We start from the raw sequence: 21,754 nt of genomic DNA on the forward strand, positions 1-21,754 counted from the left end.
ACGACGGGCATGAAGATCGGCTTTGCGGGCCTGGGCGTCATGGGCGGGCCGATGGCGCGCCACCTTGTCGAGGCCGGCCATGACGTCGCCGGCTTCAACCGGTCGCCGGGCAAGGCGCGGGCCTGGGCCGAGGCGACCGGCGGCCGCTTCGCCGCCACCGCAGGAGAGGCCGGGACCGGCGCCGAGCTGTTCATCCTGTGCGTCGGCGACGACGACGACGTGCGCGAGGCGGTGGCGGCCGCCCTGCCGGCGTTGGGGGAGGGGGCCGTCCTTGTCGACCACACCACCGCCTCGGCGAAGGTGGCGCGCGAAATGGCGGAGCTGGCCTCGGGGCAGGGGGCCTTCTTCATTGATGCGCCGGTCTCCGGCGGCCAGGCCGGGGCCGAGAACGGCCAGCTCAGCGTCATGGCCGGCGGCGACGCCGCCGCGCTGGCGCGGGTCGAACCGGTCCTCACCCACTATGCGAAGGCGGTGAAACACATGGGCCCGGCCGGCTCGGGGCAGTTGACCAAGATGGTCAACCAGATCGCCATCGCCGGCGTCGTCCAGGGTCTCGCCGAGGCGATCCATTTCGCCCAGGCGGCGGGGCTGGACACCGGGGCCGTCTATGAGGCGATCTCCAAGGGCGCCGCCCAGTCCTGGCAGATGGACAATCGCTGGAAGACCGCCGCGGCCGGTCAGTTCGACTTCGGCTTCGCGGTCGACTGGATGCGCAAGGACCTCGGGCTGGTGCTGGACGAGGCCCGCGCCAACGGCGCCCATCTGGCGCTGACCGCCCTGGTCGACCAGTTCTATTCCGAGGTCCAGGCGATGGGCGGATCCCGATGGGACACCTCCAGCCTCGCGGCCCGGCTGCGGAAACCGGCCCGGACCGCCTGAGCGGCTCAGGCCGGCTCCAGCGCGGGTTCCGCCGCGGCCGCCGGCGCCGCGGGCCGGGCGTCGCCGAGGAATCTCACCTCTCCGGAGTGCATGAGCTTGACGGCGGCCAGCACCTTCAGGTCACCGGCGGCGATCGCGTCGGCCAGCGAGGCGTCGGCCACCGCCAGCTTTTCGGCGACGCGGCGGGCGTTCTCCTCGACGGCGCGCACGGCCATGTCGGCGGCGTCCGAGCGGCGGGCGTCCAGCACGGCGGGGATGATCGGCACGATCATCTCCTCCAGCGACGGATCGAGCGTCGCCTTGCCGTCGACGATGGCCTCGGCGGCGGCCACGGCGCCGCAGCCGGTGTGGCCCATCACCACCACCAGCGGGCACTGCAGGTGTTTGACCGCATAGACGATCGAGGCGAGGCCGCGCCGGTCCACCGTATTGCCCGCCACCCGGATGCTGAACAGGCGGCCGAAACCCTGGTTGAACAGGATGGTCGGCGGGGTCCGGCTGTCGGCGCATCCGACAATGGTGGCGATCGGGTGCTGGCCGCCTTGCAGGCGGTCGAGATCGTCGGCCTTCACGTGACCCAGGTTGCTCTCGCCGCGCAGGAAGGCGGCGTTGCCCTCGCGCAACATGGCCAGGGCCTCGTCGGGCGAAGGCCGGGGCGCCACGAGGCCGCCGTCCTCGGCCGCGGGCTCCGCCGTCAGGTCCGGCTCCGGCGCCGGGTCCGGCGTTGGCGGCTCCGGCGGCTCCGGCTCCGGCGTCGGCGCGATCTCCCGGGGACCCGACCTGGCCTTTCCACGCCCGAACAGCCAACCCATGACATCCTCCCGTAACGCCGTTAACCGGTTAATGCCCGAAGGCGACGGGACTGTGAAGCCGGACGCGGTCGGCGGCGTCTGCGTCGGCGCCTACGGGGACAAGGTATGTAATATTAGGGTCTTGTCACAAGAAGATCGACCATACGCTAAAGACCTTTCGGAGCCTTGCCCTGGTTTTAATTGCGCATAATATCTCTTAGGCGCGATACTGACATGGAGCCTCTCGCCGACGGCGGCCTGTTCAGCTACCCTTCCGGGGCATAGGAGCGACCATGGCGGGCCTGAAGGACAAGCGCGGCTTCATCGACAAGGACCGGCTCGACCTGTCAGAGCGTCAGGCGGTCGAATACTGGATGAAGCGCTGGGGCGTGACCCGCGACCAGATCGTCGCCGCCCACCGCAAGGCCGGCCGCATGGTCAGGGACATCGCCGCCGAACTCGGCAAGAAGCGCTGAGGTCGGCCGCGGCCCGCCCTCAGAGGTGAAGCACCCGCTGATAGGCGTCCAGCGAGGCCTCGTGCATGGCCTCGGACATGGTGGGGTGCGGATAGACGATGCCGTGCATCTCCTCCTCCGTCGCCTCCATGGCGATGGCGGTGACATAGCCCTGGATCATCTCGGTGACCTCGGCCCCGATCATATGGGCGCCGATCAGCGCCCCGGTCCTGGCGTCGAAGATGGTCTTGACGAAGCCCTCGATCTCGCCGGCGGCCACGGCCTTGCCGTTGACCCGGAACGGGAAGCGGCCGACCCTGACCTCGCGTTTGGCCTCGCGGGCCCCCTGCTCGGTGATCCCGACCGAGGCCACCTGCGGCTGGGCGTAGGTGCAGCCGGCGATCGGCGAATGGATGTTGGGGGTCTTGTAGCCGGCGATGTGTTCGGCGGCGTGGATGCCCTCGTGCGAGGCCTTGTGCGCCAGCCAGGGCGCGCCGGCGCAGTCGCCGATGGCATAAAGACCAGGCAGATTGGTCCGGCAGTGGCCGTCGATGGTGATGTGGCCGCGGTCCATGGCCACGCCCAGCCCCTCCAGGCCGATGCCGTCGGTGTTGGCGGTGATGCCGACCGCCGAGATGCACACCTCGGCCTCCAGCGTCTCGGCCTTGCCGCCGGCCTCGAGGGCGACCTGGACGCCCTTCCCGCCTTTCGAGACCTGGGTGACCTTGCAGCCGGTGCGGAATTTCATGCCGCGCTTCTCGAACGCTTTTTGCGCGGCCTTGGAGACCTCTTCATCCTCGACCGGCATGATCCGGTCGACCGCTTCCACGATCGTAACTTCCACGCCCAGGGCTCTGTAGAAGCTGCCGAATTCAATGCCGATGGCGCCCGAGCCGATGACCACGATCGAGGCCGGCAGCTTCTTCGGCGCCATGGCCTCGCGATAGGCCCAGATGCGGTCGCCGTCGGCCTCGAGGCCGATCTGCGGGAGAGCCTTGGCGCGGGCGCCGACGGCCAGCATGACCGTCTTCGCCTCGATGGTGCGCGAACCGCCGGCCTTCAGGGCGACGACCACCTTCGGCGCGTCCCTGCCCCTCTCCAGCTTGGCCGAGCCCTCGATCACCTCGACCTTGTGCTTCTTCATCAGGAAGGCGACGCCCTTGTTCATCTGGGCGGCCACCCCGCGCGAGCGCTGGATGATGGCGTCGAAGTCGAAGCCGACCTTTTCGGCCGACAGGCCGTAGTCCTTCAGGTGCGACAGGCTCTCGTATTTCTCGCCCGACTTCAGCAGGGCCTTGGTCGGGATACAGCCCCAGTTCAGGCAGATGCCGCCCAGCGCCTCGCGCTCGACGATGGCCGTCTTCAGGCCCAGCTGGCTGGCGCGGATCGCCGCCACATAGCCGCCCGGTCCCGAGCCGATGACGATGAGGTCGAATTCAGCCACGGTCTCTTCCTTACGCCAGCATCGTCACGGGATCCTCGATCATCGCCTTGAAGACCTGCAGGAATCTCGCGCCGATCACGCCGTCGACGACGCGATGATCGCAGGTCAGGGTGACGGTCATCACCGTGGCCACGGCCAGCTGGCCGTCCTTGACCACGGGGCGCGGCTCCCCGGCCCCGACGCTCATGATCGCCCCCTGGGGCTCGTTGATGATCGAGGCGAAGGACTGGATGCCGAACATGCCGAGGTTGGACACGCTGAAGGTGCCGCCCTGGAATTCCTCGGGCTTCAGCTTGCGGTCGCGGGCCCGTTTGGCGAGGTCCTTCGACTCCGTGGCGATCTGCGACAGGGTCTTGGTCTCGGCCTTGCGGATGATCGGGGTGATCAGGCCGCCGTCGATGGCCACGGCCATGGCCACGTCGGCGTTGTGGTGCATCGCCAGGCCCTCGGGCGAATAGCTGGCATTGGCCTCCGGCACCGCCTTCAGAGCCATGGCGCCGGCCTTGATGACGAAGTCATTGACCGAGACCTTGATCCCGTCCTTCTCGAGCAGGGCGTTGACCTTGGCGCGGGCGGCCAGCAGGCCGTCGATCTCGCAGTCGATGGTCAGGGGGAAATGCGGCACGTCGCGGAAACTGTCGGTCAGGCGCCGGGCGATGGCCTTGCGCATGCCGTCCAGCGGGACGAGGTCGTAGCTGCCGTCGGGGATGCCCATCTGGGCCAGCGACAGGACCTTGCGCGGTTCCCCGGCAAGCGACGCCGCGGCCGACGGCCGGGCGCCGCCCTTGCCGGCGCCCTCGACGTCGCGTTTGACGATGCGGCCGTGCGGACCAGTGCCCTTGATGGACTTCAGGTCGAGACCCGCCTGCGCGGCAAGGCGACGGGCCAGGGGCGAGGCGAAGATTCGTTCACCGTCGCCCTTCGCCGGCCCGGCTTTCGGAGCCCCGGCCCCGGCGGGCTCGGGCTTCGGCGTTTCGGCCCTGGCGGGTTCGGCTTTCGCCGGCCCAGCCTTGGCGGTCTCGGGCTCGGGCGCCTCGGCCTTCGGAGCCGGAGCGGTCGCGCCGCCCTCGTCCTTGAGCCGCGCGATCGGGGTGTTGACCTTCACCCCCTCGGAGCCTTCGGCCACGAGGATGTCGGTGATCTCGCCCTCGTCGACGGCCTCGACCTCCATGGTCGCCTTGTCGGTCTCGATCTCGGCGATGACGTCGCCGGCCTTGACCGTGTCGCCGACCTTGACGTGCCATTTGGCCAGCACGCCCTCCTCCATGGTGGGCGACAGGGCCGGCATCAGGATGTCGGTCATGCCATCACCTGTTTGACGGCCTTGATGATCTTGTCGGCGCCGGGCAGCGACAGGGCCTCGAGGTTGGCGGCGTAGGGCAGCGGCACGTCTTCCTGGTGGACCCGCAACGGCGGCGCGTCGAGCCAGTCGAAGGCGTGTTCGATGACCCGGGCCACGACCTCGGCGCCGACGCCCATCGGGCCCCAGCCCTCTTCCGCGGAGACCAGACGGCTGGTCTTCCTGACGCTCTCGACGACGGTTTCGTGGTCGAGCGGGCGCAGGGTGCGCAGGTCGACGACCTCGCAGCTGATCCCCTCCTCCGCCAGCCTCTCCGCAGCCTGCAGGGCGAAGCCGACCATGCGGCTGTGGGCGGTGATGGTCACGTCGGTGCCCTCACGGCGGACCCTGGCCTTGCCGATCGGCAGGACGTAGTCCTCGACCTCGGGCACGTCGAACTCCAGCCCGTACATCATCTCGTGTTCGAGGAAGACGACCGGGTTGGGATCGCGGATCGCCGCCTTCAGCAGGCCCTTGGCGTCGGCGGCGTCATAGGGGGCGATGACCTTGAGGCCGGGGACGTTGGCGTACCAGGCGGAATAGTCCTGGCTGTGCTGGGCGCCGACCCGGCTGGCCGCGCCGTTGGGGCCGCGGAACACCACACTGGCGGTGATCTGGCCGCCCGACATGTACAGCGTCTTGGCCGCCGAATTGATGATGTGGTCGATGGCCTGCATGGCGAAGTTGAACGTCATGAATTCGACGATCGGCTTGAGCCCGGCCATGGCCGCCCCGACGCCGAGGCCGGCGAAGCCGTGCTCGGTGATCGGGGTGTCGACGACGCGCCTGTCGCCGAACTCCTGCAGCAGTTCGCGGCTGACCTTGTAGGCCCCCTGGTACTGGGCGACCTCCTCGCCGATCAGGAAGACCTTGTCGTCGCGGCGCATCTCCTCGGCCATGGCGTCGCGCAGGGCGTCGCGGATGGTGGTCTTGACCAGTTTGGCCCCGGCGGGGATCTCCGGGTCCTTCAGCTCGACCTTCGGCCCGGCCGTCTGGGTCGACGCCTTCTCCGGATCGCCGGTCTTGCCCTCGGCCGCGGCCTTCGTCCCCGAAGTCCCCGAAGTCGTCTTCGCGCTGTCTCCGGTGTCCCCGGATCGGGTCGTCGAATTCGCCGCGCCGTCCTCACCCGCCAACCGCGCGATCGGCGTATTGACCTTCACGCCCTCCGACCCCTCCGCCACGAGAATCTCCAGCACCTCGCCCTCGTCGACGGCCTCGACCTCCATCGTGGCCTTGTCGGTCTCGATCTCGGCGATCACCTGGCCGGCCGCCACCGCGTCTCCCGCCTTGATGTGCCATCTGGTCAGCGTCCCCTCTTCCATCGTGGGCGACAGCGCCGGCATCAGGATGTCGGTCACGGTTCAGGCCTCCACGTAGACGTCAGTGTAGAGTTCGGACGGATCCGGCTCCGGGCTTTCCTGGGCGAACTGCACGGCCTCGGCGACGATGGCCTTGACCTCGTTGTCGATGGCCTTGAGCTCGTCCTCGGTCGCGCCGGCCTGATCCAGCAGCATCTTGATGTGGTCGATCGGATCGCGGGTCTTCTTGACCTCGTCGACCTCCTCCTTGGTGCGGTATTTGGCCGGATCGCTCATGGAATGACCGCGGTAGCGGTAGGTCTTCACCTCAAGGATGAAGGGGCCGCCCCCTTCCCTCGCCCGCCTGACCGCCCGCGCCACGGCGTCGCGCACGGCCAGCACGTCCATGCCGTCGACCTGCTCGCCGGGGATGCCGAAACTGGCCCCGCGCTGACTCAGGTCGGTCGTCGACGACGAGCGTTCGATGCTCGTGCCCATGGCGTACTGGTTGTTCTCGATGATGTAGATGGCCGGCAGCTTCCACAGCTGGGCCATGTTGAAACTCTCATAGACCTGGCCCTGGTTGGCCGCCCCGTCGCCGAAATAGATGAAGCTGACCGAGTCGTCGCCGCGGTACCAGCCGGCGAAGGCCAGTCCGGTGCCCAGGGCGACCTGGGCCCCGACGATGCCGTGGCCGCCGTAGAAGCCGGTGGCGGTGTCGAACATGTGCATCGAGCCGCCCTTGCCCTTGGACGAGCCGCCGATGCGGCCGGTCAGCTCGGCCATGACCGCCTTCGGGTCCATGCCGGCGGCCAGCATATGGCCATGGTCGCGGTAGCCGGTGATGATCTTGTCATGGCCCTGGCGCACGCTCTCCTGCACGCCCACGGCCACGGCCTCCTGGCCGATGTAGAGATGGCAGAAGCCGCCGATCAGGCCCATGCCGTACAGCTGGCCGGCGCGCTCCTCGAAACGGCGGATCAGCACCATCTCGCGATAGAAGCGCAGCAGGTCCTGCTTCGAGGCCCCATTCCCGTTCCTGGGAGGCGTGTTGGGCGGTTTGGTCGCCTTGCTGGAATCAGCTTTGGCGGCGGGGGCTTTCGCCATCCGTCATCTCCCGGCTGGGCCCCGGTTCCGAGACCTCTTGTCGTTACGGAAAGGGGCTTTAGCAGCCTTCGTTCCCGAAACGCAAAGCGCGCCGGCGACGCTGTAACGAAAGTTCACGCGGGCGGCGCGGCGGCGGCTTCCCGGACCGGCACGGAGACCCGGATGACGTAGTCGCGGGGGTCGGCGAAGCCGAGCACGGCCCGCGCCCTTTCCTCCAGCAGATCGCGCGACAGACTGTCGGCGCGCAGGTAGCGGACGCGGATCTCGAGGTCCCGGCGCTGTTCGAGAATACGGGCCAGCTGGGCCTCGCGGCGCAGCAGCATGGCGTCGCGTTCGCCGCCGCTCAGCAGGCCGCGCTCTCCGGTCAGGGCCTGAACGCCCAGATAGACGACCAGCAGCAGCAGCATGGCTGACGGGAAATACGGCTTCATCCGCTCGGGCACTGACGGACGCTCCTTCTGAGCGTGAACTCGTGATCAAGGAGTCCTGACCGAAAATGCCTAATGAACCGTAGCTTGACCGTAGGACCCGCGACCCGCGCGCAACCGGCGGGGCGAGGCCGGGCCGGGTCTATTTCAGCAGCATGCCGTCGCCGTAATAGGCCCCCTGGTCGCCCAGCATCTCCTCGATGCGGAGCAGCTGGTTGTATTTGGCGGTGCGGTCCGAGCGGGCCAGGGAGCCGGTCTTGATCTGTCCGCAGTTGGTGGCCACGGCGAGGTCGGCGATGGTCGAGTCCTCGGTCTCGCCCGAACGGTGACTCATCACCGCGGTGTACCCGGCCCGGTGAGCCATATCCACGGCGTCAAGAGTCTCCGACAAGGTCCCGATCTGATTGACCTTGATCAGGATCGAGTTGGCCAGCCCCTCGCCGATGCCGGCGGCCAGTCGGGCCGGGTTGGTGACGAACAGGTCGTCGCCGACGATCTGGACCCGGTCGCCCAGCCGGTCGGTCAGCAGTTTCCAGCCGTCGAAATCGTCCTCGGCGCAGCCGTCCTCGATCGAGACGATCGGGAAGCGTTCGCACAGGTCGGCGAGGTAGCCGACCATGGCCCCGGCCTCGAGCGTCCTGCCCTCCCCGGCCATGACATATTTGCCGTCCTTGAAGAATTCGGTCGCGGCGACGTCGAGTCCGAGGTGGAAGTCCTCGCCGGCCAGATAGCCGGCCGCCTGCCCCGCGCGGGTGATGAAGCTCAGCGCCTCCTCGGCCGAGGCCAGGTTGGGGGCGAAGCCGCCCTCGTCGCCGACATTGGTGTTGTGGCCGGCGTCCTTGAGCTGCTTCCTCAGGGCGTGGAAGATTTCGGCACCCATGCGCAGGGCCTCCGAGAAGCTGTCCGCCCCGGTCGGCAGGATCATGAACTCCTGGATGTCGATCGGATTGTCGGCATGGGCCCCGCCGTTGATGATGTTCATCATCGGCGTCGGCAGGATGCGGGCCGAGACCCCGCCGAGGTAGCGGTACAGCGGCAGGCCCGAGGAGATGGCGCTGGCCTTGGCGCAGGCCAGGCTGACGCCGAGGATGGCGTTGGCGCCCAGCCGGCTCTTGTTGGCCGTGCCGTCGAGCCCGATCAGGGCCTCGTCGATGCGGCGCTGGTCCTCGGCGTCCATGCCGCTGAGGGCGTCGAAAATCTCGCCGTTGACGGCGTCCACCGCCCTGGCCACGCCCTTGCCGCCCCACAGGTCCTTGTCGCCGTCGCGCAGCTCCACCGCCTCGTGGGCGCCGGTCGAGGCCCCCGAGGGCACGGCGGCGCGGCCGAAGCTGCCGTCGTCGAGGATCACATCGACCTCCACCGTCGGATTGCCGCGGCTGTCGAGGATCATGCGGGCGGCGATGTCGGCGATGTCGGTCATGGGACGGCCCTGGCTACGGAGGAGGATCGGAAGGCGGGGTTTAGCCCAACGCCCTCCGAATCGCCAACCGCGCGCTCAAGACCTCAGGCGCAGCCCTCGACATACTGGATGCTGGGCCCGCCGCCGGCGATCGACTGTACGCGGCCGTCCTGCCCGATCTCGTATTTGAGGCCCCGCGCGGCGGCGCTCTGGTGATCGGTCGTCGACCAGACGGTGATGTATTCGGACGGCGCGTCCGCGTATTTGTGGGACATGACCTCGGCCGCGGCGCCGTAGACCCGCTTCACCTCGGCGGCGGTGTCGCCGACGTTGAGCGCACGGTCGGTCTCGACCGCGGCGTTGCGGCGGACCCAGACGCTGGTCAGAACGCCGTTCTCGACCATGGCCAGCAGGCCTTCGGGCGCGCGCTCCGGGCGGAACATGTCGCATGAGGCGGAATCGGGTCCGCCGACGGCCTCCGGATTGGCGTCCGGGCCAAGCGCCGCCTCGACCTCGGCGTGGGTCATGCCGATGCGCAAGGGGCCATAGCCTTGGGCCGTCAGCTTGTTGGCGGCGGAGACCGGCGTCCCGGGCAGCGTGGGCGCCGAAGCGGGTTCCGGCGGCCGGGCCGGCGCTTCAGGTTCGGCGGGCGGCGCGCCACAGGCGCCCAGCGACAGGACGGCGGCGGAAGCGACGAGGCGGTTCATGGAACGGCTCCAGCATGGGGTCGCCGGACAGAACGCACGAAAACGGCGCGCGAGACTATCGCGCGCCGTGAAAGGCTTCGCCGGACCTGACGGCCCGATCCGTCGAAAGACCTAGTCTTCCTTCGGCGTCAGCACCTGGCGGCCGCGGTAGGTGCCGGTCTTCAGGTCGATGTGGTGCGGGCGCTTCAGCTCGCCCGTGTCCTTGTCCTCGACATAGGCGTTGGCGCCGAGGGCGTCGTGGGCGCGGCGCATGTTGCGACGCGAGGGCGATACTTTGCGCTTCGGAACGGCCATGTCCGTCTCAATCTTCCTAGGGTCGGGCGCCGGGAAAGCGCGAAAACAACTGCGGCGGCCCCCGAAAGAGCCGCCACGCGAGCGCGGGCTTATGCCTGAACCGGACCGGGAGTTCAAGTGTGTGTCCGGGTTCGCTACATATGAGACGCCCGCTTCCGCAGGGGCCCGGTCAGGCCAGGGCGCGCTCCAGGACGATGAACTGCAGGTCGTCGCGGAGCGGCAGGCCGAATCGCGGATCGCCGTAGGGAAACGGCAGGGTCTCGCCGGTCGGCGCATAGCCGAGCCGCCGGTACCAGGCGATCAGCGTGTCCCGCTGCGGCAGGACGGAGATGCGCACCCGGCGGGCCCCGAATCGCGCCGCGAGGGCCTGTTGCGCGGCCTCGACCAGCCGCCGCCCCAGGCCGCCGCCCTGCAGGGTCGGGCTGACCGCCAGCATGCCGAAATAGCCGGTTCCGGCGCCGCGGTCGGCGATCAGGACGCAGCCCGCCAGGTCGCCGTCCCGCCAGGCGGCGAGCATGGCCTGGGCCGGGTCGGCCAGAATGCCCGCCAGGTCCTCGGGGTCGGTGCGCTGGCCGGCCAGCAGGTCGGCCTCCGTGGTCCAGCCGGCCCGCGAGGCCTCGCCGCGGTAGGCGCTCTCGATCAGCCGGTGCAGGGCCGGGATGTCGGCGGCGACCGCGTCGCGGATGACGATCTCAGTCACGCAGAAGCGCGTCCGCCACCGCCTCGCCGATCGCCGGCGAACTGGTCAGGCCGGGGCTTTCGATGCCGAACAGGGCCATCAGCCCGTCGATCCCGTGGTCGTCGCGGCCGCGCAGCTGGAAGTCCGGCTGCGGCTCCCCCGGCCCGTGCAGCTTCGGGCGGATGCCGGCGTAGTCGGGGGTCAGGGCCCCCGGCGGCAGCCCCGGCCAGAAGCGGCGGATATAGCGTTCGAACTCGGCCGCCTTCGCGGGATCGACCGAATAGTCCTCGGTCTCGACATATGAGAGATCGGGCCCGAACACGGCCTGGCCGCCCAGGTCCTTGCGATAGTGGGTCCCCAGGGCGCCGGGGATCGGCGGCGGATAGACCAGCCGCTCGAACGGGGCCTTGCCGGCCAGGCGGAAATAGACGCCCTTGCCGAAATGACCAGCCGGAATGCGGTCGGCCGGATAGCCGTCGATGCGGCGGGCGACGTCCTGGGCGGCCAGGCCCGGCGCCGTGACCAGCAGCCGCGTCATCAGGGTCGCGCCCTCCTCCCCCGAATCTGGCCCGCCCGCGGTGATGGTGAAGCCGCCGCCCGCCGCCGGCTCGGCCCGCTCGAACGGCGTCGAGACGACGACCGAGCCGCCCGCGTCCTCGATCTCGCCCTCGAGCGCCAGCATATAGCCGTGGCTGTCAAACACCCCGCTCTCGGGCGACAGGATGGCGGCCTGGGCGTTCAGTCCCGGCTCCAGCGCCCGCGCCTGGGCGCCGGTCAGATGCGCCAGCCCCTCGACCCCGTTGACGACCGCCTGTTCGAACACGGCCTCGATGCGGCCGACCTCGGCCTCGTCCGTGGCCACGACCAGCTTGCCGCATTTCCGGTAGTCGACCTTGCGGCTGTCGAGGAAGGCGTAGAGCCGCCGCCGCCCCTCGACGCACAGCCGCGCCTTCAGCGAGCCGGTCGGATAGTAGAGGCCGCCGTGGATGACCTCGCTGTTGCGCGACGACACGCCCTGGCCGATGTGCGGCGCCTGCTCCAGCACCAGCACCGACAGGCTCCGCTTGGCCAGCGCCCGGCCGCAGGCCAGGCCGACCGCGCCGGCGCCGACCACGACGGCGTCGAAATCGAAGCTCACGACTTCGGTCCGTAGAGATGCGCCGCCCGGGCCTCGAAACAATGCATCAGCCGGCCGACCGCGCGATCGAAATTGGCGTGCAGCAGACCGTCGAGCAGTCGCGACTTGAAGGCGAAGTCGATGAAGAACTCGACCCGCGTGCCGTCCGGGTGGGGGAAGAACTCCCAGCGGTTCTTGAGGTGTTTGAACGGGCCTCGGATCAAGCCGACCTCGACCTTGGGCGCATTGCGGTCATGGCGGACCCAGGTCGAGAACCGCTCCCTGAGGAAGGAGAAGCCGACCGCCGCCTCGGCGTCGACCAGGGTCACGCCCGGGGCCTCCTCCCGCTCGCCCCAGGCCCGCATCGCGCTGACCCACGGCACGAACTCCGGATAGGCGCGCACATCGGCGACCAGGGCGGCGAGCTGGTCGGGCGTGTACGGAAGGATTTTGGTGACACGGTGGACGGCCATCAGGCCATCCTCGCACTGGAAAGACGACGGCCTATTGTCATCCCGGAAGTCGCGAAGCGGCTATCCGGGACGGGTATTCGCTTCCGTACGATCCGCCCGGAGAGCGCGACAGCGTTCATCCGGGCGACAGTCAGGGACAGCCGAAGCCGAGGAGGGTGTTTCCGGCTGTCCCCCGGTTCAGCCCTGAAGGCCTGTCCGGGGGCATGGCGTTGTGAAGCCCTCGCCGTCCCGGATAGCCGCTTCGCGCCTTCCGGGATGACAAGCTGAGTGATTTCTCCCACGGCGGGAGACGCGGCCGAAATCCTCACCGCCTGTTTTGCCCCTCGCGCGCCGCCTTCAGCCGCGCGAAATCCTCGCCGGCGTGGTGCGAGCTGCGGGTCAGCGGCGAGGACGACACCATCAGGAAGCCCTTGGCCCGGGCGATGGCCTCATAGGCCTTGAACTCGTCCGGGGTGACGAAGCGGTCGATGGCGGCGTGTTTGCGGGTCGGCTGCAGATACTGGCCGATGGTGATGAAGTCGACGCCGGCCGAGCGCATGTCGTCCATCACCTGCATGACCTCTTCCCGCGTCTCGCCGAGGCCGACCATGACGCCGGACTTGGTGAACTGGTTCGGGTCGCGCTCCTTGACCCTCTGCAGCAGGCGCAGGGAGTGGAAATAGCGGGCCCCCGGCCGGATCTTCAGATACAGCCGCGGCACGGTCTCGAGGTTGTGGTTGAACACGTCGGGCCTGGAATCGATGACCAGATCGGCCGCCCCGTCCTTGCGCAGGAAGTCGGGGGTCAGGATCTCGATGGTCGTGCCGGGGGCCTGCAGCCGGATCTGGCGCACCGTCTCGGCGAAATGGGCCGCGCCGCCGTCGGACAGGTCGTCGCGATCGACCGAGGTGATGACGACATGGTTCAGGCCCATCTCACGGACCGCCAGCCCGACCTTGGCCGGCTCGTCCGGGTCCAGCGGCTGCGGCAGGCCGGTCTTGACGTTGCAGAAGGCGCAGGCCCGGGTGCAGGTGTCGCCCATGATCATCAGGGTGGCGTGCTTCTGGCTCCAGCACTCGCCGATGTTCGGGCAGGCCGCCTCCTCGCAGACGGTGTGCAGGCCCTTTTCCTTCACGATGGCCCGGGTGGCGTTGTACTGGCCGGACCCCGGCGCCTTGACGCGCAGCCAGTCGGGCTTCTTCAACACGACGGTCTCGGGCCGGTTCTGCTTTTCCGGGTGACGCAGTGAGCCAGAGTCCTTTGGCGTCGTCTTCGTCAGGGTGTCGATCAGCGTGACCAAGGCGTCGCGGGCTCCGGCGTGGCGAAACCGCTATGTCGTCCTTCCGCGCGGCGAAGGCAAGGCGCGGCCCGGGTTCACGCCGGGCGACGCATCTTTTCAACCCTGAAGCCCCGCTCTAGTTTGCGCGTTCGGACAAGGCGCGGCCAACGCGTCACGGAGGATGTATTTGCGCCTGCCCCTGGACCCCGCGGCCGTCGAGGAGACGATTTTCGACGCCCTGATCGCGGCCCGCGACACCTACGGCGACAAGGAGATACTGGAGGACCAGGACCGCAGGCCCCTGACCTATACCGGCCTGATCCGCGCGGCCTTCGTGCTGGGCCGAAAGATCGCCGCCATGACCCGGCCGGGCGAACGGGTCGGCGTCCTGCTGCCCTCGAGCATGGGGGTGGTGGTCACCTTCTACGGGCTGCACGCCCACGGCCGGGTCCCGGTGATGCTCAACTTCACCTCGGGCGAGCGCAATGTGAAGGCGGCGATCGAGGCCGCCGGCGTCGGCAAGGTGCTGACCGCGAGACGCTTCATCGAACAGGCCAGGCTGGAGGAGCTGGTCGGCCAGATCGAGACCGTCGCCGAGGTGGTCTGGCTCGACGACGTGCGCCAGTCGATCGGCCTGCCCGACAAGCTGTATGGCCTGATGGCCGGGCTGATGCCCAGGCGGTTCCGGGCGAAGACGGAGCCCTCGTCGCCGGGCGTCATCCTGTTCACCTCGGGCAGTTTCGGCGCGCCCAAGGGCGTGGTGCTCAGCCAGTGGAACCTGGTCGCCAACTGCCGTCAGGTGGCCCAGCACATCGAGCTCAAGCCCGAATGGGTGGTGTTCAATCCGCTGCCGACCTTCCATTGTTTCGGCCTGACCGGCGGGGTGCTGCTGCCGCTGCTCCAGGGCATGAAGGCGTTCCAGTATCCGTCGCCGCTGCACGCCAAACAGATCGTGGAGCTGCTGCCGCAGGTGAAGGCCTCGATCCTGTTCGCCACCGACACCTTCCTCAACCAGTACGCCCGGGTCGCCGGTCCCGACGATTTCGGCACCCTGCAGTTCGTCGTGGCCGGGGCCGAAAAGGTCCGCGACGAGACCCACCACCTGTTCAACACCCGCTTCCGCGGCCTGAAGCTGCTGGAGGGCTACGGGGCCACCGAGGCGGCGCCGGTCGTGGCCGTCAACCATCCGGACCGCAACCGTCCCGGCGCCGTCGGCCAGATCCTGCCGGGCATGGACTGGCGGCTCGAGCCGGTCGACGGCATCGACCAGGGCGGCCGCCTGTATCTGCGCGGCCCCAATGTGATGAAGGGCTATCTGTCGGCCGACGATCCCGATGAAATCGAGCCGCTCAAGGACGGCTGGCACGACACGGGCGACATCGTCTCGATCGACGAGGAAGGCTATGTCTGCATCCTCGGCCGGGCCAAGCGGTTCGCCAAGATCGGCGGCGAGATGGTGTCGCTGACCGCCGTCGAGGGCCTCGCCAGCGCCGTCTGGCCCGAGGCCCGGCACGCCGTGGTCTCCGTTCCCGACAGCCGCAAGGGCGAGAAGCTGGTGCTGGTCACCGACCGCAAGGACGCCGACGTCGCCCGCCTGGCCGAGTGGGCGCGCAGCCACGGCGCGCCCGAACTGGCCGTGCCCAGGAAGATCATGCGCGTCGGCGAGGTGCCCGTGCTCGGCACCGGCAAGACCGACTATGTCGCCATCCAGCAGATGGTCGAGGTCGACAAGGCGGCGTGAACGCCCGAACCCCCTAGACTGCAACAGCTTTGGTTTCGATACGAGCGGACGGCTCCGCCCTGGAGCGAAGACAGAAAGGTTCGACCCGGATGACCCTGTTCTCCAATCTCGACGCCCACGCGGCCAAGGTCTTGTCCGGCCTGCGCATCGTCGCCGGTCTGATGTTCATGCAGCACGGCGCCCAGAAGATCTTCGGCTTCCCGGTCCCGGCCATGGGACCGTTCGACATCGCCAGCCAGATGGGCATAGGCGGGGTGCTGGAGCTGGTCGGCGGGGCCTTGATCGTGCTGGGCCTGTTCACCCGGCCGGTCGCCTTTCTGCTGTCGGGCATGATGGCGGTGGCCTATTTCCAGTTCCACCTCGTCCCCGGCGGCGTCTTCCCGCTCGTCAACGGCGGCGAGCTGGCGGCGCTGTACTGCTGGGTCTTCCTCTACCTCGCCTTCGCCGGACCGGGCGCCTGGGCCGTGGACAATGTCCTCAAACGCCCCTGATCAGCCGATCCGCACCCCCGTCATCGAGATCGAGCCGCCCTCGATGACGTCGTTGAAGAAGCCGATGCCGTCGCCCGGCAGCCGCTGGGCGGCGACATAGAGCAGCGGCAGATAGTGTTCGTCGGTGGGCACGCTCATCCGCGCCTCCTCGGCCAGTCCGGCCCAGTCGATCAGGGCCTCGTCGTCGCCGCGCAGCAAGGCCGCCTTGACCGCCTCGTTGAAACCCGTGGCCCAGGGATAGGCGTCGCCGCCGGCCCGCTTCCAGGCGCGCAGATTGTGGACGAAGTCGCCCGAGCCGGCGATGACCACACCCTCGTCCCGCAGCGGCGCCAGCCTGCGCGCGAGCTCGAAATGGCCGCGCGCGTCCAGCCGGCGATCCAGCGAGAGCTGCACGACCGGCACGTCCGCGGCGGGCCACGCATGGGCCAGCACGGACCAGGTCCCGTGATCCAGCCCCCACTGCCCGGTCGGGACCGCGCCGGTGAGGTCCGAAACCCGCGCCGCCAGCGCCGGCGAGCCGGGCGCCGGGTACCGGATCGCGTACAGGGCGTCCGGGAAGCCGCCGAAATCGTGGATGGTTTCCGGCTTCGCCTGGGCCGTGACCGCGGGCCCGTCGGTCTCCCAGTGCGCCGACACCATGAGCACGGCTTCCGGCCTGCCGACCGCCTGGCCGATCTCGCGCCAGGCGGCCGCATGGGGACCGCCCAGCGCGTTCATCGGCGAACCGTGGCCGAAGAAGATCGCCGGCTGCCGCATCAGCCGAACAGCTTTTTCGCCGTCTCGGCCACATGGCGCCCCTGCCATCGCGCGCCCTCCAGCTCATTGGCGCTGGGCCTGCGCGAGCCGTCGGCGCCGGTGATGGTGGTCGCGCCATAGGGCGAGCCGCCGGTGATCTCGTCCATCGTCATCTGACCCTGCCAGGCGTAGGGCAGTCCGGTGATGGTCATGCCGTGGTGCAGCAGGGTCTGGATCAGCCCGATCAGGGTGGTTTCCTGGCCGCCGTGCTGGGTCGCGGTCGAGGTGAAGGCCGAGCCGACCTTGCCGACCAGGGCCCCCTTCATCCACAGGCCGCCGGTCTGGTCGAGGAAGTTGCGCATCTGCGAGGCCGCCGTGCCATAGCGGGTGCCGGCCCCGACGATGACGGCGTCATACTCCGCCAGGTCGTCGACCGCGGCGATCGGCGCCGCCTGGTCCAGCTTGTAGCCGCTCTGGCGCGCCAGCTCCTCCGGAACCAGTTCGGGCACGCGCTTGATGTCGGCGGTGGCCCCGTCGACGCCGCGCGCGCCCTCGGCGACGGCCTCGGCCATGGCCTCGACGTGACCATAGGTGGAATGATAGAGAACGAGGATTCGGGGCATGGGTCTCTCCGTTGGCTCGGCTGTTATCAGCAACAGAAACTGTAGCGGACATGGGGTCCGCTGACCAGCGGACAAGCCCTCCGGATCAGGTTTTGATCCGCGGCCCCAGGGGACAGACCCGGTCGTAGAACTCCGGCGGCGCCGGGACCCCCTCCCCCCTCACCAGGCGGAAGCGGTGCTCCACGACCATCGCCTGCTGTTCGATGTTCAGGCCGGCCCAGCGACAGTCCATCCCGACCGGATAGGCATAGGCGGCGGGACGGTCCCCGGCCCTGATCTTGCCGGTCAACAGGTTGACGCCCTGCTGGGCCTGCCAGACGTGGGTCAGTTCGTGGATCAGCATGGCCTGGAGCTTCAGCGGCGCCGCCGCAATGTCCCCGGGCAGGGTCCGGCGCGGCCAGACGATCCACTCCCGGCCGAACCAGCGGCCGGGCACGAAGGCGCGGTTGAACGGCCACGGGGCCGTCAGCAGCCGTACGCTTTCGCAGCGAAGGGCGTCGCCGAAGGCCTCGCGGGCCAGGGAGGCTTCTGCGGGGGTCAGCGGGCGGATCACGGCGCGGCCCCGGTCGGCGCATAGCCGCCGGTGGGGCTGACCCACTCCCAGTGCCACGGCTCATAGACATAGGGGACGAAGCCGAACCGGTGGGCGTTCCGCACCAGCCAGCGGTAGGTCGCCGTGCGGCTCATGTGCAGCCGGCTGGCCGGCGAGGTGTCGTCGACGCCGAGGTCGGCCAGCCGGCCCACATAGAGGTCGACCGCCGTGCCGGTGCGGTGGGGCGAGCACGCCGCCCGGCGCAGGCCGTCGCAATTGCCCTGGGCGGCGCAGCGGGCGGCGTCGGCCTCGGGATCGCGGAAGCCGGAGAAGATCTGCAGCAGCTCCGGATCGGCCGCCACCTCGGGAACCTCCTCGCGCGCCGCCGCCACCATCAGCCGGTAGGCGGCCAGCACGTCGCGCCGCAACAGCCGCGTCAGCCGGTCGGCGTGCTCCTCGGACGCGACCAGATAGCCGAGCTGGTACAGCGGCGGCGGGTCCGGGCACGGCTGTTCGCGGACCCGCTCCATGATGAACGGCCGCCGCTCCTGCCACAGGCCGCGGAAGACCTGGAAGGTGGCCGCGTCGAACCAGCCCGTGGCCGGCAGGCCGTGTCCGTACTGGAATTCCGCCAGCGCCCGGGCGAAGCGCGGCGAGCCCGGCGCGCAACCGGTCCCGAGTTCCTTCTGGATCAGCGGCAGATAGGTCTCCCAGCCCCATTCCGGCACGCCGAACGGGGCCCACTGCAGCGACAAGTGGGAGAGGGCGTTGGCCAGCGCCGGGGCCGCCCATTCGACCGCCCCCGCATCGCACGCCTCGGCCGCGCCCGGTCCGGCCTGCGCGCGCGCCTCCGCGGCGCTCGACGGCGTCCCGGACAGGAGCGGCAGGGCGGCCAGCATCGACAGGACGGCGCGCTTCGACATGGCCCGATGGTGACCCCAGCCCTGGGTCCGCGGCAAGGCCCTTCGCGCGCCGGGCGCGGGTCCGCGCGACGGCTCGCGCCCCACGCTCGCGCACGGCGCCCAAAGGCGGCATGGTGAAGGCACGGTCGACTCAGGGCCGGACCCGCCGGACGCCCGCATGACCGACGCCGCCCAAACCTCGACCGCAGGGCCCGCCCCGCGCCGCAGCAACGGCGTCCTCGCCGCCTTCTCGGCCGCCTGCCTGCCCTATGCTGCGCTCGGCCTGCCGGTCTATGTCACCCTGCCCGAGTTCTACGCCAGCCATGTCGGCGTCGACCTGGCCGTGGTCGGAGTGGTGTTCCTGATCATCCGCATGGCCGACATCGTCGTCGACCCGGCCCTCGGCATGGTCATCGACCGGACCAACAGCCGCTTCGGCCGCTACCGGCTGTGGATGGGGCTGGCCGCGCCGGTGCTGATGCTGGCGGTCGGCATGCTGTTCATGGCCCGGCCGGGCGCCGGCGCGGCCCACCTGACCCTGTGGCTGGTGGTGCTGTCGCTGGGCTTCTCGGTCAGCCTGCTGTCGCAGGTCAGCTGGGCCGCGGCCCTGTCCTCCGACTACGACCAGCGGTCGCGCATCTACGGCTGGTGGCAGACCGCCAACATCATCGGCGTCCTGGCCGTGCTGATGGTCCCCGTCCTGGTGCAGAACATGGGCTGGGGCGACTACGCCCGGGCGGTGCAGTGGCAGGGGTGGTTCATCATCGTCGCCCTGCCCGTCTCGCTCGCCGTCACCTTCGCCTTCACGCCGGAGCCCCCGCCCGGCCCGCCCGCTTCGGCCGAAAGCCGCTTCGCCTACCTGGCCCTGTTCAAACGGCCGGTGATCCAGCGCCTGCTGGGCGCCGACCTGGCCCTGGGCGTCGCCCGCGGCGTGGTCGGGGCCCTGTTCTTCTACTTCTTCGAGGCCGCCCGCGGCTTCGAGCGCGCCGAGACCTCGATCCTGCTGCTGGTCTATTTCGTCTTCGGCCTGTTCGGCGCCCCGGCCTGGAGCTGGCTGGCGGTGCGGCTGGGCAAGCACCGGGCGCTGATCTGGGCCTGCGTCTATTTCGCCGTGACGCTGATGCTCGCCGCCTTCCTCGCCCCGGTTCTCGTGGCTCCGGCCCAGGCGGGGCTGGAGGCCCTGACCGGTTCGCCCGCCCCCTGGGCCGATCTGCTGATGGCCGGGGTCATGATCGCCCTGGTCGGTCTGGCCTTCGCCTCGGGCGACCTGCTGCTGCGGGCCATGATGGCCGACGTCAGCGACCAGGTGCTGCTCGACGACGGGGCCGATCGCACCGGCCTGCTGTTTTCGATCCTGACCGCCACCTCCAAGCTGGGCTACGCCGTCTCGGTCCTGACCTTCGCCGGCCTGAGGATGGCCGGCTTCGATCCGGGGCTCGGCGGCGAGAATTCCGGCCCGGCCCTGATGTGGCTGCAGATCATGTTCGCCGGCCTGCCGGCCCTGTGCCTGCTGCTCGCGGCCCTGGCCCTGCACCGCTATCCGCTCGACCAGGCGCGCCACGCCGAAATCCGCGCCGCCCTTGAAGCGCGCGGGCCGGCGCCGCATCAGGCCGGATCATGACCGACTCCCTCCTCCGGCCCGTCGACCGCCTCAACGCCATCATGGCCCGGCTGCGCGATCCGGTCGGCGGCTGTCCGTGGGACGTGGAGCAGACCTTCCAGACCATCGCCCCCTACACCCTGGAGGAGGCCTATGAGGTCGCCGACGCCATCGAGCGCGGCGACTGGGACGAGCTCAAGTCGGAACTGGGCGACCTGCTGTTCCAGGTCGTCTTCCACGCCCGCATGGCCGAGGAGCAGGGGCTGTTCGCCTTCGACGACGTCGCCGAGGCCATCGCCGACAAGCTGGAGCGCCGCCACCCGCACGTGTTCGGGGACGAGGCCGCCAAACCGGACGGCGCCGCCCAGAAGGCCCGCTGGGAGGACATCAAGGCCGCCGAACGCAAGGACAGGCAGCAGCACGGGGTGCTGGACGACGTCCCCGTCGGCCTGCCCGCCCTCGCCCGCGCCGCCAAACTGACCAGACGCGCCGCCCGCGTCGGCTTCGACTGGCCCTCGACCGACGAGGTGTTCGACAAGCTGGACGAGGAGGTCGCCGAACTGCGCGTCGAGATCGCCGCCGGGGATCTGGACAAGGCCCGCGACGAGGTCGGCGACCTGCTGTTCGTGGTCGCCAATCTGGCGCGGAAGCTGGGGGTCGAGCCGGAGGACGCCCTGCGCGGAGCCAATGCCAAATTCATCCGGCGGTTCGGGTTCATCGAGGCGGAACTGGCCAAGGATGGGCGGTCGCCGGAGCAGTCCGATCTGGCCGAGATGGACGGGTTGTGGGACGCGGCCAAGGCGGCGGAGCGGGCTTGAAGCGGGTCGAAGGGAGAAGGCATGAACAAGAGAGCAGGTCGGCAGGAGTGGTGGATCGTCTTCTTCAGCGCCATTGTTTTGGGCAATGGGGCCGAGCGTGCGCTTGCGACGATGGTCCTGTCCGCAGCGAAGGGGCTGACAAGCGAACCCTTGCACCTCATCATCGCGCTTGGCGTACTTCGCGCTACGGTGCTGTATTTCGTGCTGCGCACCCAGGTCGAGGTTTCGACCCGACGCGCCAGAGACGGGGACGGAAAGTCGCTCGCACTGTGGCCGTACATTGCGATGGCGACCGCGCTTTCCATTACGACCTTCTTTGGACAAGACCTGCCATTTGATACGCGACTGGTCTGGCTTCCGTACCTCGCCGTGCTGGGATGGCTGGCGTTTGAGCTTGGCCTACGTCCGGGCGACCCGATAACTAATCAATGGGGACCGATTCCCAAGCCCTTCCTGGAATTCACGGCGCCGAAATCGGACAACTATAAGCCGCCGCGCCCGTAGCGCCATTTCGAAGCCCTAGGAGGCGGTGGGCGGACTACAAGGCGAGGAAGAAAGGCGGACGTTGATGGCCCTGACCCGATCATTCAAGGACACGGTGCAGGCGCGCGTCGCGCGCGACCCGGCGTTCAAACAGGCCCTGC

24 protein-coding genes are annotated in these 21,754 nt (G+C 69.4%); 7 read left to right on the plus strand and 17 right to left on the minus strand.

Translation table 11 applies throughout. The features are described 5' to 3' along the window. Nucleotides 1-9: 9 nt before the first annotated feature. Nucleotides 10-879, plus strand: coding sequence for an NAD(P)-dependent oxidoreductase (locus tag Q0588_RS05150; protein WP_298744349.1), 870 nt, complete (start codon nucleotides 10-12; stop codon nucleotides 877-879). 5 nt (nucleotides 880-884) lie between these two features. Here the strand turns inward: Q0588_RS05150 and Q0588_RS05155 are convergent, their stop codons facing one another. Beyond that, nucleotides 885-1,691, minus strand: coding sequence for a carbonic anhydrase (locus Q0588_RS05155; RefSeq protein ID WP_298744351.1), 807 nt, complete (start codon nucleotides 1,689-1,691; stop codon nucleotides 885-887). 272 nt (nucleotides 1,692-1,963) lie between these two features. On the opposite strand from Q0588_RS05155, the gene Q0588_RS05160 reads away from it, so the two are divergent. Then, entirely contained in the window at nucleotides 1,964-2,146 is a 183-nt protein-coding gene (locus tag Q0588_RS05160) for a DUF3606 domain-containing protein (RefSeq protein ID WP_298744352.1), read from the plus strand. A gap of 19 nt (nucleotides 2,147-2,165) precedes the next feature. Here Q0588_RS05160 and lpdA read toward each other — a convergent pair whose 3' ends face one another. From lpdA to lipA, 12 genes are all read right to left on the minus strand, one after another. Then, complete coding sequence (lpdA, locus tag Q0588_RS05165) at nucleotides 2,166-3,569, minus strand: dihydrolipoyl dehydrogenase (protein WP_298744354.1); 1,404 nt, start codon at nucleotides 3,567-3,569, stop codon at nucleotides 2,166-2,168. Nucleotides 3,570-3,579: 10 nt separating this feature from the next. Beyond that, the gene (locus tag Q0588_RS05170) at nucleotides 3,580-4,872 is read right to left on the minus strand and encodes a pyruvate dehydrogenase complex dihydrolipoamide acetyltransferase (RefSeq protein WP_298744356.1); all 1,293 of its coding nucleotides are present in this window, start codon (nucleotides 4,870-4,872) and stop codon (nucleotides 3,580-3,582) included. Continuing rightward, complete coding sequence (locus tag Q0588_RS05175; RefSeq protein ID WP_298744358.1) at nucleotides 4,869-6,266, minus strand: pyruvate dehydrogenase complex E1 component subunit beta; 1,398 nt, start codon at nucleotides 6,264-6,266, stop codon at nucleotides 4,869-4,871. Before Q0588_RS05175 ends, Q0588_RS05170 begins: the two co-directional genes overlap by 4 nt. A 3-nt stretch (nucleotides 6,267-6,269) precedes the next feature. Then, nucleotides 6,270-7,313, minus strand: a complete 1,044-nt coding sequence (gene pdhA, locus Q0588_RS05180; protein ID WP_298744360.1) for a pyruvate dehydrogenase (acetyl-transferring) E1 component subunit alpha — start codon at nucleotides 7,311-7,313, stop codon at nucleotides 6,270-6,272. Between the two features lie 113 nt (nucleotides 7,314-7,426). Further along, a complete protein-coding gene (locus Q0588_RS05185; RefSeq protein ID WP_298744362.1) occupies nucleotides 7,427-7,756 on the minus strand; it encodes a septum formation initiator family protein in 330 nt (109 codons plus the stop codon). 127 nt (nucleotides 7,757-7,883) lie between these two features. Beyond that, nucleotides 7,884-9,161 (minus strand): phosphopyruvate hydratase, encoded by a 1,278-nt coding sequence (gene eno, locus Q0588_RS05190; RefSeq protein WP_298744364.1) that lies wholly within the window; start codon nucleotides 9,159-9,161, stop codon nucleotides 7,884-7,886. Between the two features lie 83 nt (nucleotides 9,162-9,244). Beyond that, the gene (locus Q0588_RS05195; RefSeq protein WP_298744366.1) at nucleotides 9,245-9,847 is read right to left on the minus strand and encodes a hypothetical protein; all 603 of its coding nucleotides are present in this window, start codon (nucleotides 9,845-9,847) and stop codon (nucleotides 9,245-9,247) included. A 111-nt stretch (nucleotides 9,848-9,958) separates the two neighbouring features. Beyond that, complete coding sequence (rpmF, locus tag Q0588_RS05200; RefSeq protein ID WP_292258695.1) at nucleotides 9,959-10,141, minus strand: 50S ribosomal protein L32; 183 nt, start codon at nucleotides 10,139-10,141, stop codon at nucleotides 9,959-9,961. 169 nt (nucleotides 10,142-10,310) lie between these two features. Further along, nucleotides 10,311-10,841: a GNAT family N-acetyltransferase gene (locus Q0588_RS05205; RefSeq protein WP_298744368.1), complete on the minus strand. Its 531-nt coding sequence runs from the start codon at nucleotides 10,839-10,841 to the stop codon at nucleotides 10,311-10,313. Then, complete coding sequence (locus Q0588_RS05210; RefSeq protein ID WP_298744369.1) at nucleotides 10,834-11,958, minus strand: NAD(P)/FAD-dependent oxidoreductase; 1,125 nt, start codon at nucleotides 11,956-11,958, stop codon at nucleotides 10,834-10,836. Before Q0588_RS05210 ends, Q0588_RS05205 begins: the two co-directional genes overlap by 8 nt. Next, nucleotides 11,955-12,410 carry a type II toxin-antitoxin system RatA family toxin gene (locus tag Q0588_RS05215; RefSeq protein WP_298744370.1) on the minus strand — a complete coding sequence of 152 codons (456 nt, stop codon included), beginning with the start codon at nucleotides 12,408-12,410 and terminating at the stop codon, nucleotides 11,955-11,957. Before Q0588_RS05215 ends, Q0588_RS05210 begins: the two co-directional genes overlap by 4 nt. Nucleotides 12,411-12,714: 304 nt before the next feature. After that, on the minus strand, nucleotides 12,715-13,689 hold the full coding sequence (gene lipA, locus Q0588_RS05220; protein ID WP_298744372.1) for a lipoyl synthase: 975 nt from the start codon (nucleotides 13,687-13,689) through the stop codon (nucleotides 12,715-12,717). 160 nt (nucleotides 13,690-13,849) lie between these two features. Here lipA and Q0588_RS05225 point away from each other — a divergent pair, with 160 nt between their 5' ends. Together Q0588_RS05225 and Q0588_RS05230 are read left to right on the plus strand one after the other, a co-directional pair. After that, nucleotides 13,850-15,409 carry an AMP-binding protein gene (locus Q0588_RS05225; RefSeq protein WP_298744374.1) on the plus strand — a complete coding sequence of 520 codons (1,560 nt, stop codon included), beginning with the start codon at nucleotides 13,850-13,852 and terminating at the stop codon, nucleotides 15,407-15,409. 89 nt (nucleotides 15,410-15,498) lie between these two features. Then, a complete protein-coding gene (locus tag Q0588_RS05230; RefSeq protein ID WP_298744376.1) occupies nucleotides 15,499-15,900 on the plus strand; it encodes a DoxX family protein in 402 nt (133 codons plus the stop codon). Here Q0588_RS05230 and ygiD read toward each other — a convergent pair whose 3' ends face one another. The 4 genes from ygiD to Q0588_RS05250 all read right to left on the minus strand — a co-directional run bounded on the left by ygiD (nucleotide 15,901) and on the right by Q0588_RS05250 (nucleotide 18,713). Then, nucleotides 15,901-16,656, minus strand: a complete 756-nt coding sequence (gene ygiD, locus Q0588_RS05235; protein WP_298744378.1) for a 4,5-DOPA dioxygenase extradiol — start codon at nucleotides 16,654-16,656, stop codon at nucleotides 15,901-15,903. Then, a complete protein-coding gene (gene wrbA / locus Q0588_RS05240) occupies nucleotides 16,656-17,258 on the minus strand; it encodes an NAD(P)H:quinone oxidoreductase (RefSeq protein WP_298744380.1) in 603 nt (200 codons plus the stop codon). The genes ygiD and wrbA overlap by 1 nt, the downstream gene beginning before the upstream one ends. Before the next feature lie 85 nt (nucleotides 17,259-17,343). After that, nucleotides 17,344-17,811, minus strand: a complete 468-nt coding sequence (locus Q0588_RS05245) for a hypothetical protein (protein ID WP_298744382.1) — start codon at nucleotides 17,809-17,811, stop codon at nucleotides 17,344-17,346. Beyond that, nucleotides 17,808-18,713 carry a M15 family metallopeptidase gene (locus Q0588_RS05250; protein ID WP_298744384.1) on the minus strand — a complete coding sequence of 302 codons (906 nt, stop codon included), beginning with the start codon at nucleotides 18,711-18,713 and terminating at the stop codon, nucleotides 17,808-17,810. Before Q0588_RS05250 ends, Q0588_RS05245 begins: the two co-directional genes overlap by 4 nt. Nucleotides 18,714-18,870: 157 nt before the next feature. Here Q0588_RS05250 and Q0588_RS05255 point away from each other — a divergent pair, with 157 nt between their 5' ends. From Q0588_RS05255 to Q0588_RS05265, 3 genes are read left to right on the plus strand one after another with little or no spacing between them, the layout of a single operon-like run. After that, nucleotides 18,871-20,313 (plus strand): MFS transporter, encoded by a 1,443-nt coding sequence (locus Q0588_RS05255; protein ID WP_298744386.1) that lies wholly within the window; start codon nucleotides 18,871-18,873, stop codon nucleotides 20,311-20,313. Next, nucleotides 20,310-21,110 carry a nucleoside triphosphate pyrophosphohydrolase gene (gene mazG / locus Q0588_RS05260; protein ID WP_298744388.1) on the plus strand — a complete coding sequence of 267 codons (801 nt, stop codon included), beginning with the start codon at nucleotides 20,310-20,312 and terminating at the stop codon, nucleotides 21,108-21,110. Before Q0588_RS05255 ends, mazG begins: the two co-directional genes overlap by 4 nt. A gap of 21 nt (nucleotides 21,111-21,131) precedes the next feature. After that, nucleotides 21,132-21,614, plus strand: a complete 483-nt coding sequence (locus tag Q0588_RS05265; RefSeq protein WP_298744390.1) for a DUF805 domain-containing protein — start codon at nucleotides 21,132-21,134, stop codon at nucleotides 21,612-21,614. Nucleotides 21,615-21,754 lie beyond the last annotated feature (140 nt).

It is taken from the genome of uncultured Brevundimonas sp., from assembly GCF_937870815.1.
Taxonomy (GTDB): domain Bacteria; phylum Pseudomonadota; class Alphaproteobacteria; order Caulobacterales; family Caulobacteraceae; genus Brevundimonas.

What these genes read in the sequence shown, in the direction of transcription:
- Q0588_RS05150 (WP_298744349.1), top strand. Translation starts at nt 10, where the DNA reads ATGAAGATCGGCTTTGCGGGCCTGGGCGTCATGGGCGGGCCGATGGCG.
- Q0588_RS05155 (WP_298744351.1), bottom strand. Translation starts at nt 1,691, where the DNA reads ATGGGTTGGCTGTTCGGGCGTGGAAAGGCCAGGTCGGGTCCCCGGGAG.
- Q0588_RS05160 (WP_298744352.1), top strand. Translation starts at nt 1,964, where the DNA reads ATGGCGGGCCTGAAGGACAAGCGCGGCTTCATCGACAAGGACCGGCTC.
- Q0588_RS05170 (WP_298744356.1), bottom strand. Translation starts at nt 4,872, where the DNA reads ATGACCGACATCCTGATGCCGGCCCTGTCGCCCACCATGGAGGAGGGC.
- pdhA (WP_298744360.1), bottom strand. Translation starts at nt 7,313, where the DNA reads ATGGCGAAAGCCCCCGCCGCCAAAGCTGATTCCAGCAAGGCGACCAAA.
- eno (WP_298744364.1), bottom strand. Translation starts at nt 9,161, where the DNA reads ATGACCGACATCGCCGACATCGCCGCCCGCATGATCCTCGACAGCCGC.
- Q0588_RS05195 (WP_298744366.1), bottom strand. Translation starts at nt 9,847, where the DNA reads ATGAACCGCCTCGTCGCTTCCGCCGCCGTCCTGTCGCTGGGCGCCTGT.
- rpmF (WP_292258695.1), bottom strand. Translation starts at nt 10,141, where the DNA reads ATGGCCGTTCCGAAGCGCAAAGTATCGCCCTCGCGTCGCAACATGCGC.
- Q0588_RS05215 (WP_298744370.1), bottom strand. Translation starts at nt 12,410, where the DNA reads ATGGCCGTCCACCGTGTCACCAAAATCCTTCCGTACACGCCCGACCAG.
- Q0588_RS05225 (WP_298744374.1), top strand. Translation starts at nt 13,850, where the DNA reads ATGTATTTGCGCCTGCCCCTGGACCCCGCGGCCGTCGAGGAGACGATT.
- Q0588_RS05230 (WP_298744376.1), top strand. Translation starts at nt 15,499, where the DNA reads ATGACCCTGTTCTCCAATCTCGACGCCCACGCGGCCAAGGTCTTGTCC.
- ygiD (WP_298744378.1), bottom strand. Translation starts at nt 16,656, where the DNA reads ATGCGGCAGCCGGCGATCTTCTTCGGCCACGGTTCGCCGATGAACGCG.
- wrbA (WP_298744380.1), bottom strand. Translation starts at nt 17,258, where the DNA reads ATGCCCCGAATCCTCGTTCTCTATCATTCCACCTATGGTCACGTCGAG.
- Q0588_RS05250 (WP_298744384.1), bottom strand. Translation starts at nt 18,713, where the DNA reads ATGTCGAAGCGCGCCGTCCTGTCGATGCTGGCCGCCCTGCCGCTCCTG.
- Q0588_RS05255 (WP_298744386.1), top strand. Translation starts at nt 18,871, where the DNA reads ATGACCGACGCCGCCCAAACCTCGACCGCAGGGCCCGCCCCGCGCCGC.
- mazG (WP_298744388.1), top strand. Translation starts at nt 20,310, where the DNA reads ATGACCGACTCCCTCCTCCGGCCCGTCGACCGCCTCAACGCCATCATG.
- Q0588_RS05265 (WP_298744390.1), top strand. Translation starts at nt 21,132, where the DNA reads ATGAACAAGAGAGCAGGTCGGCAGGAGTGGTGGATCGTCTTCTTCAGC.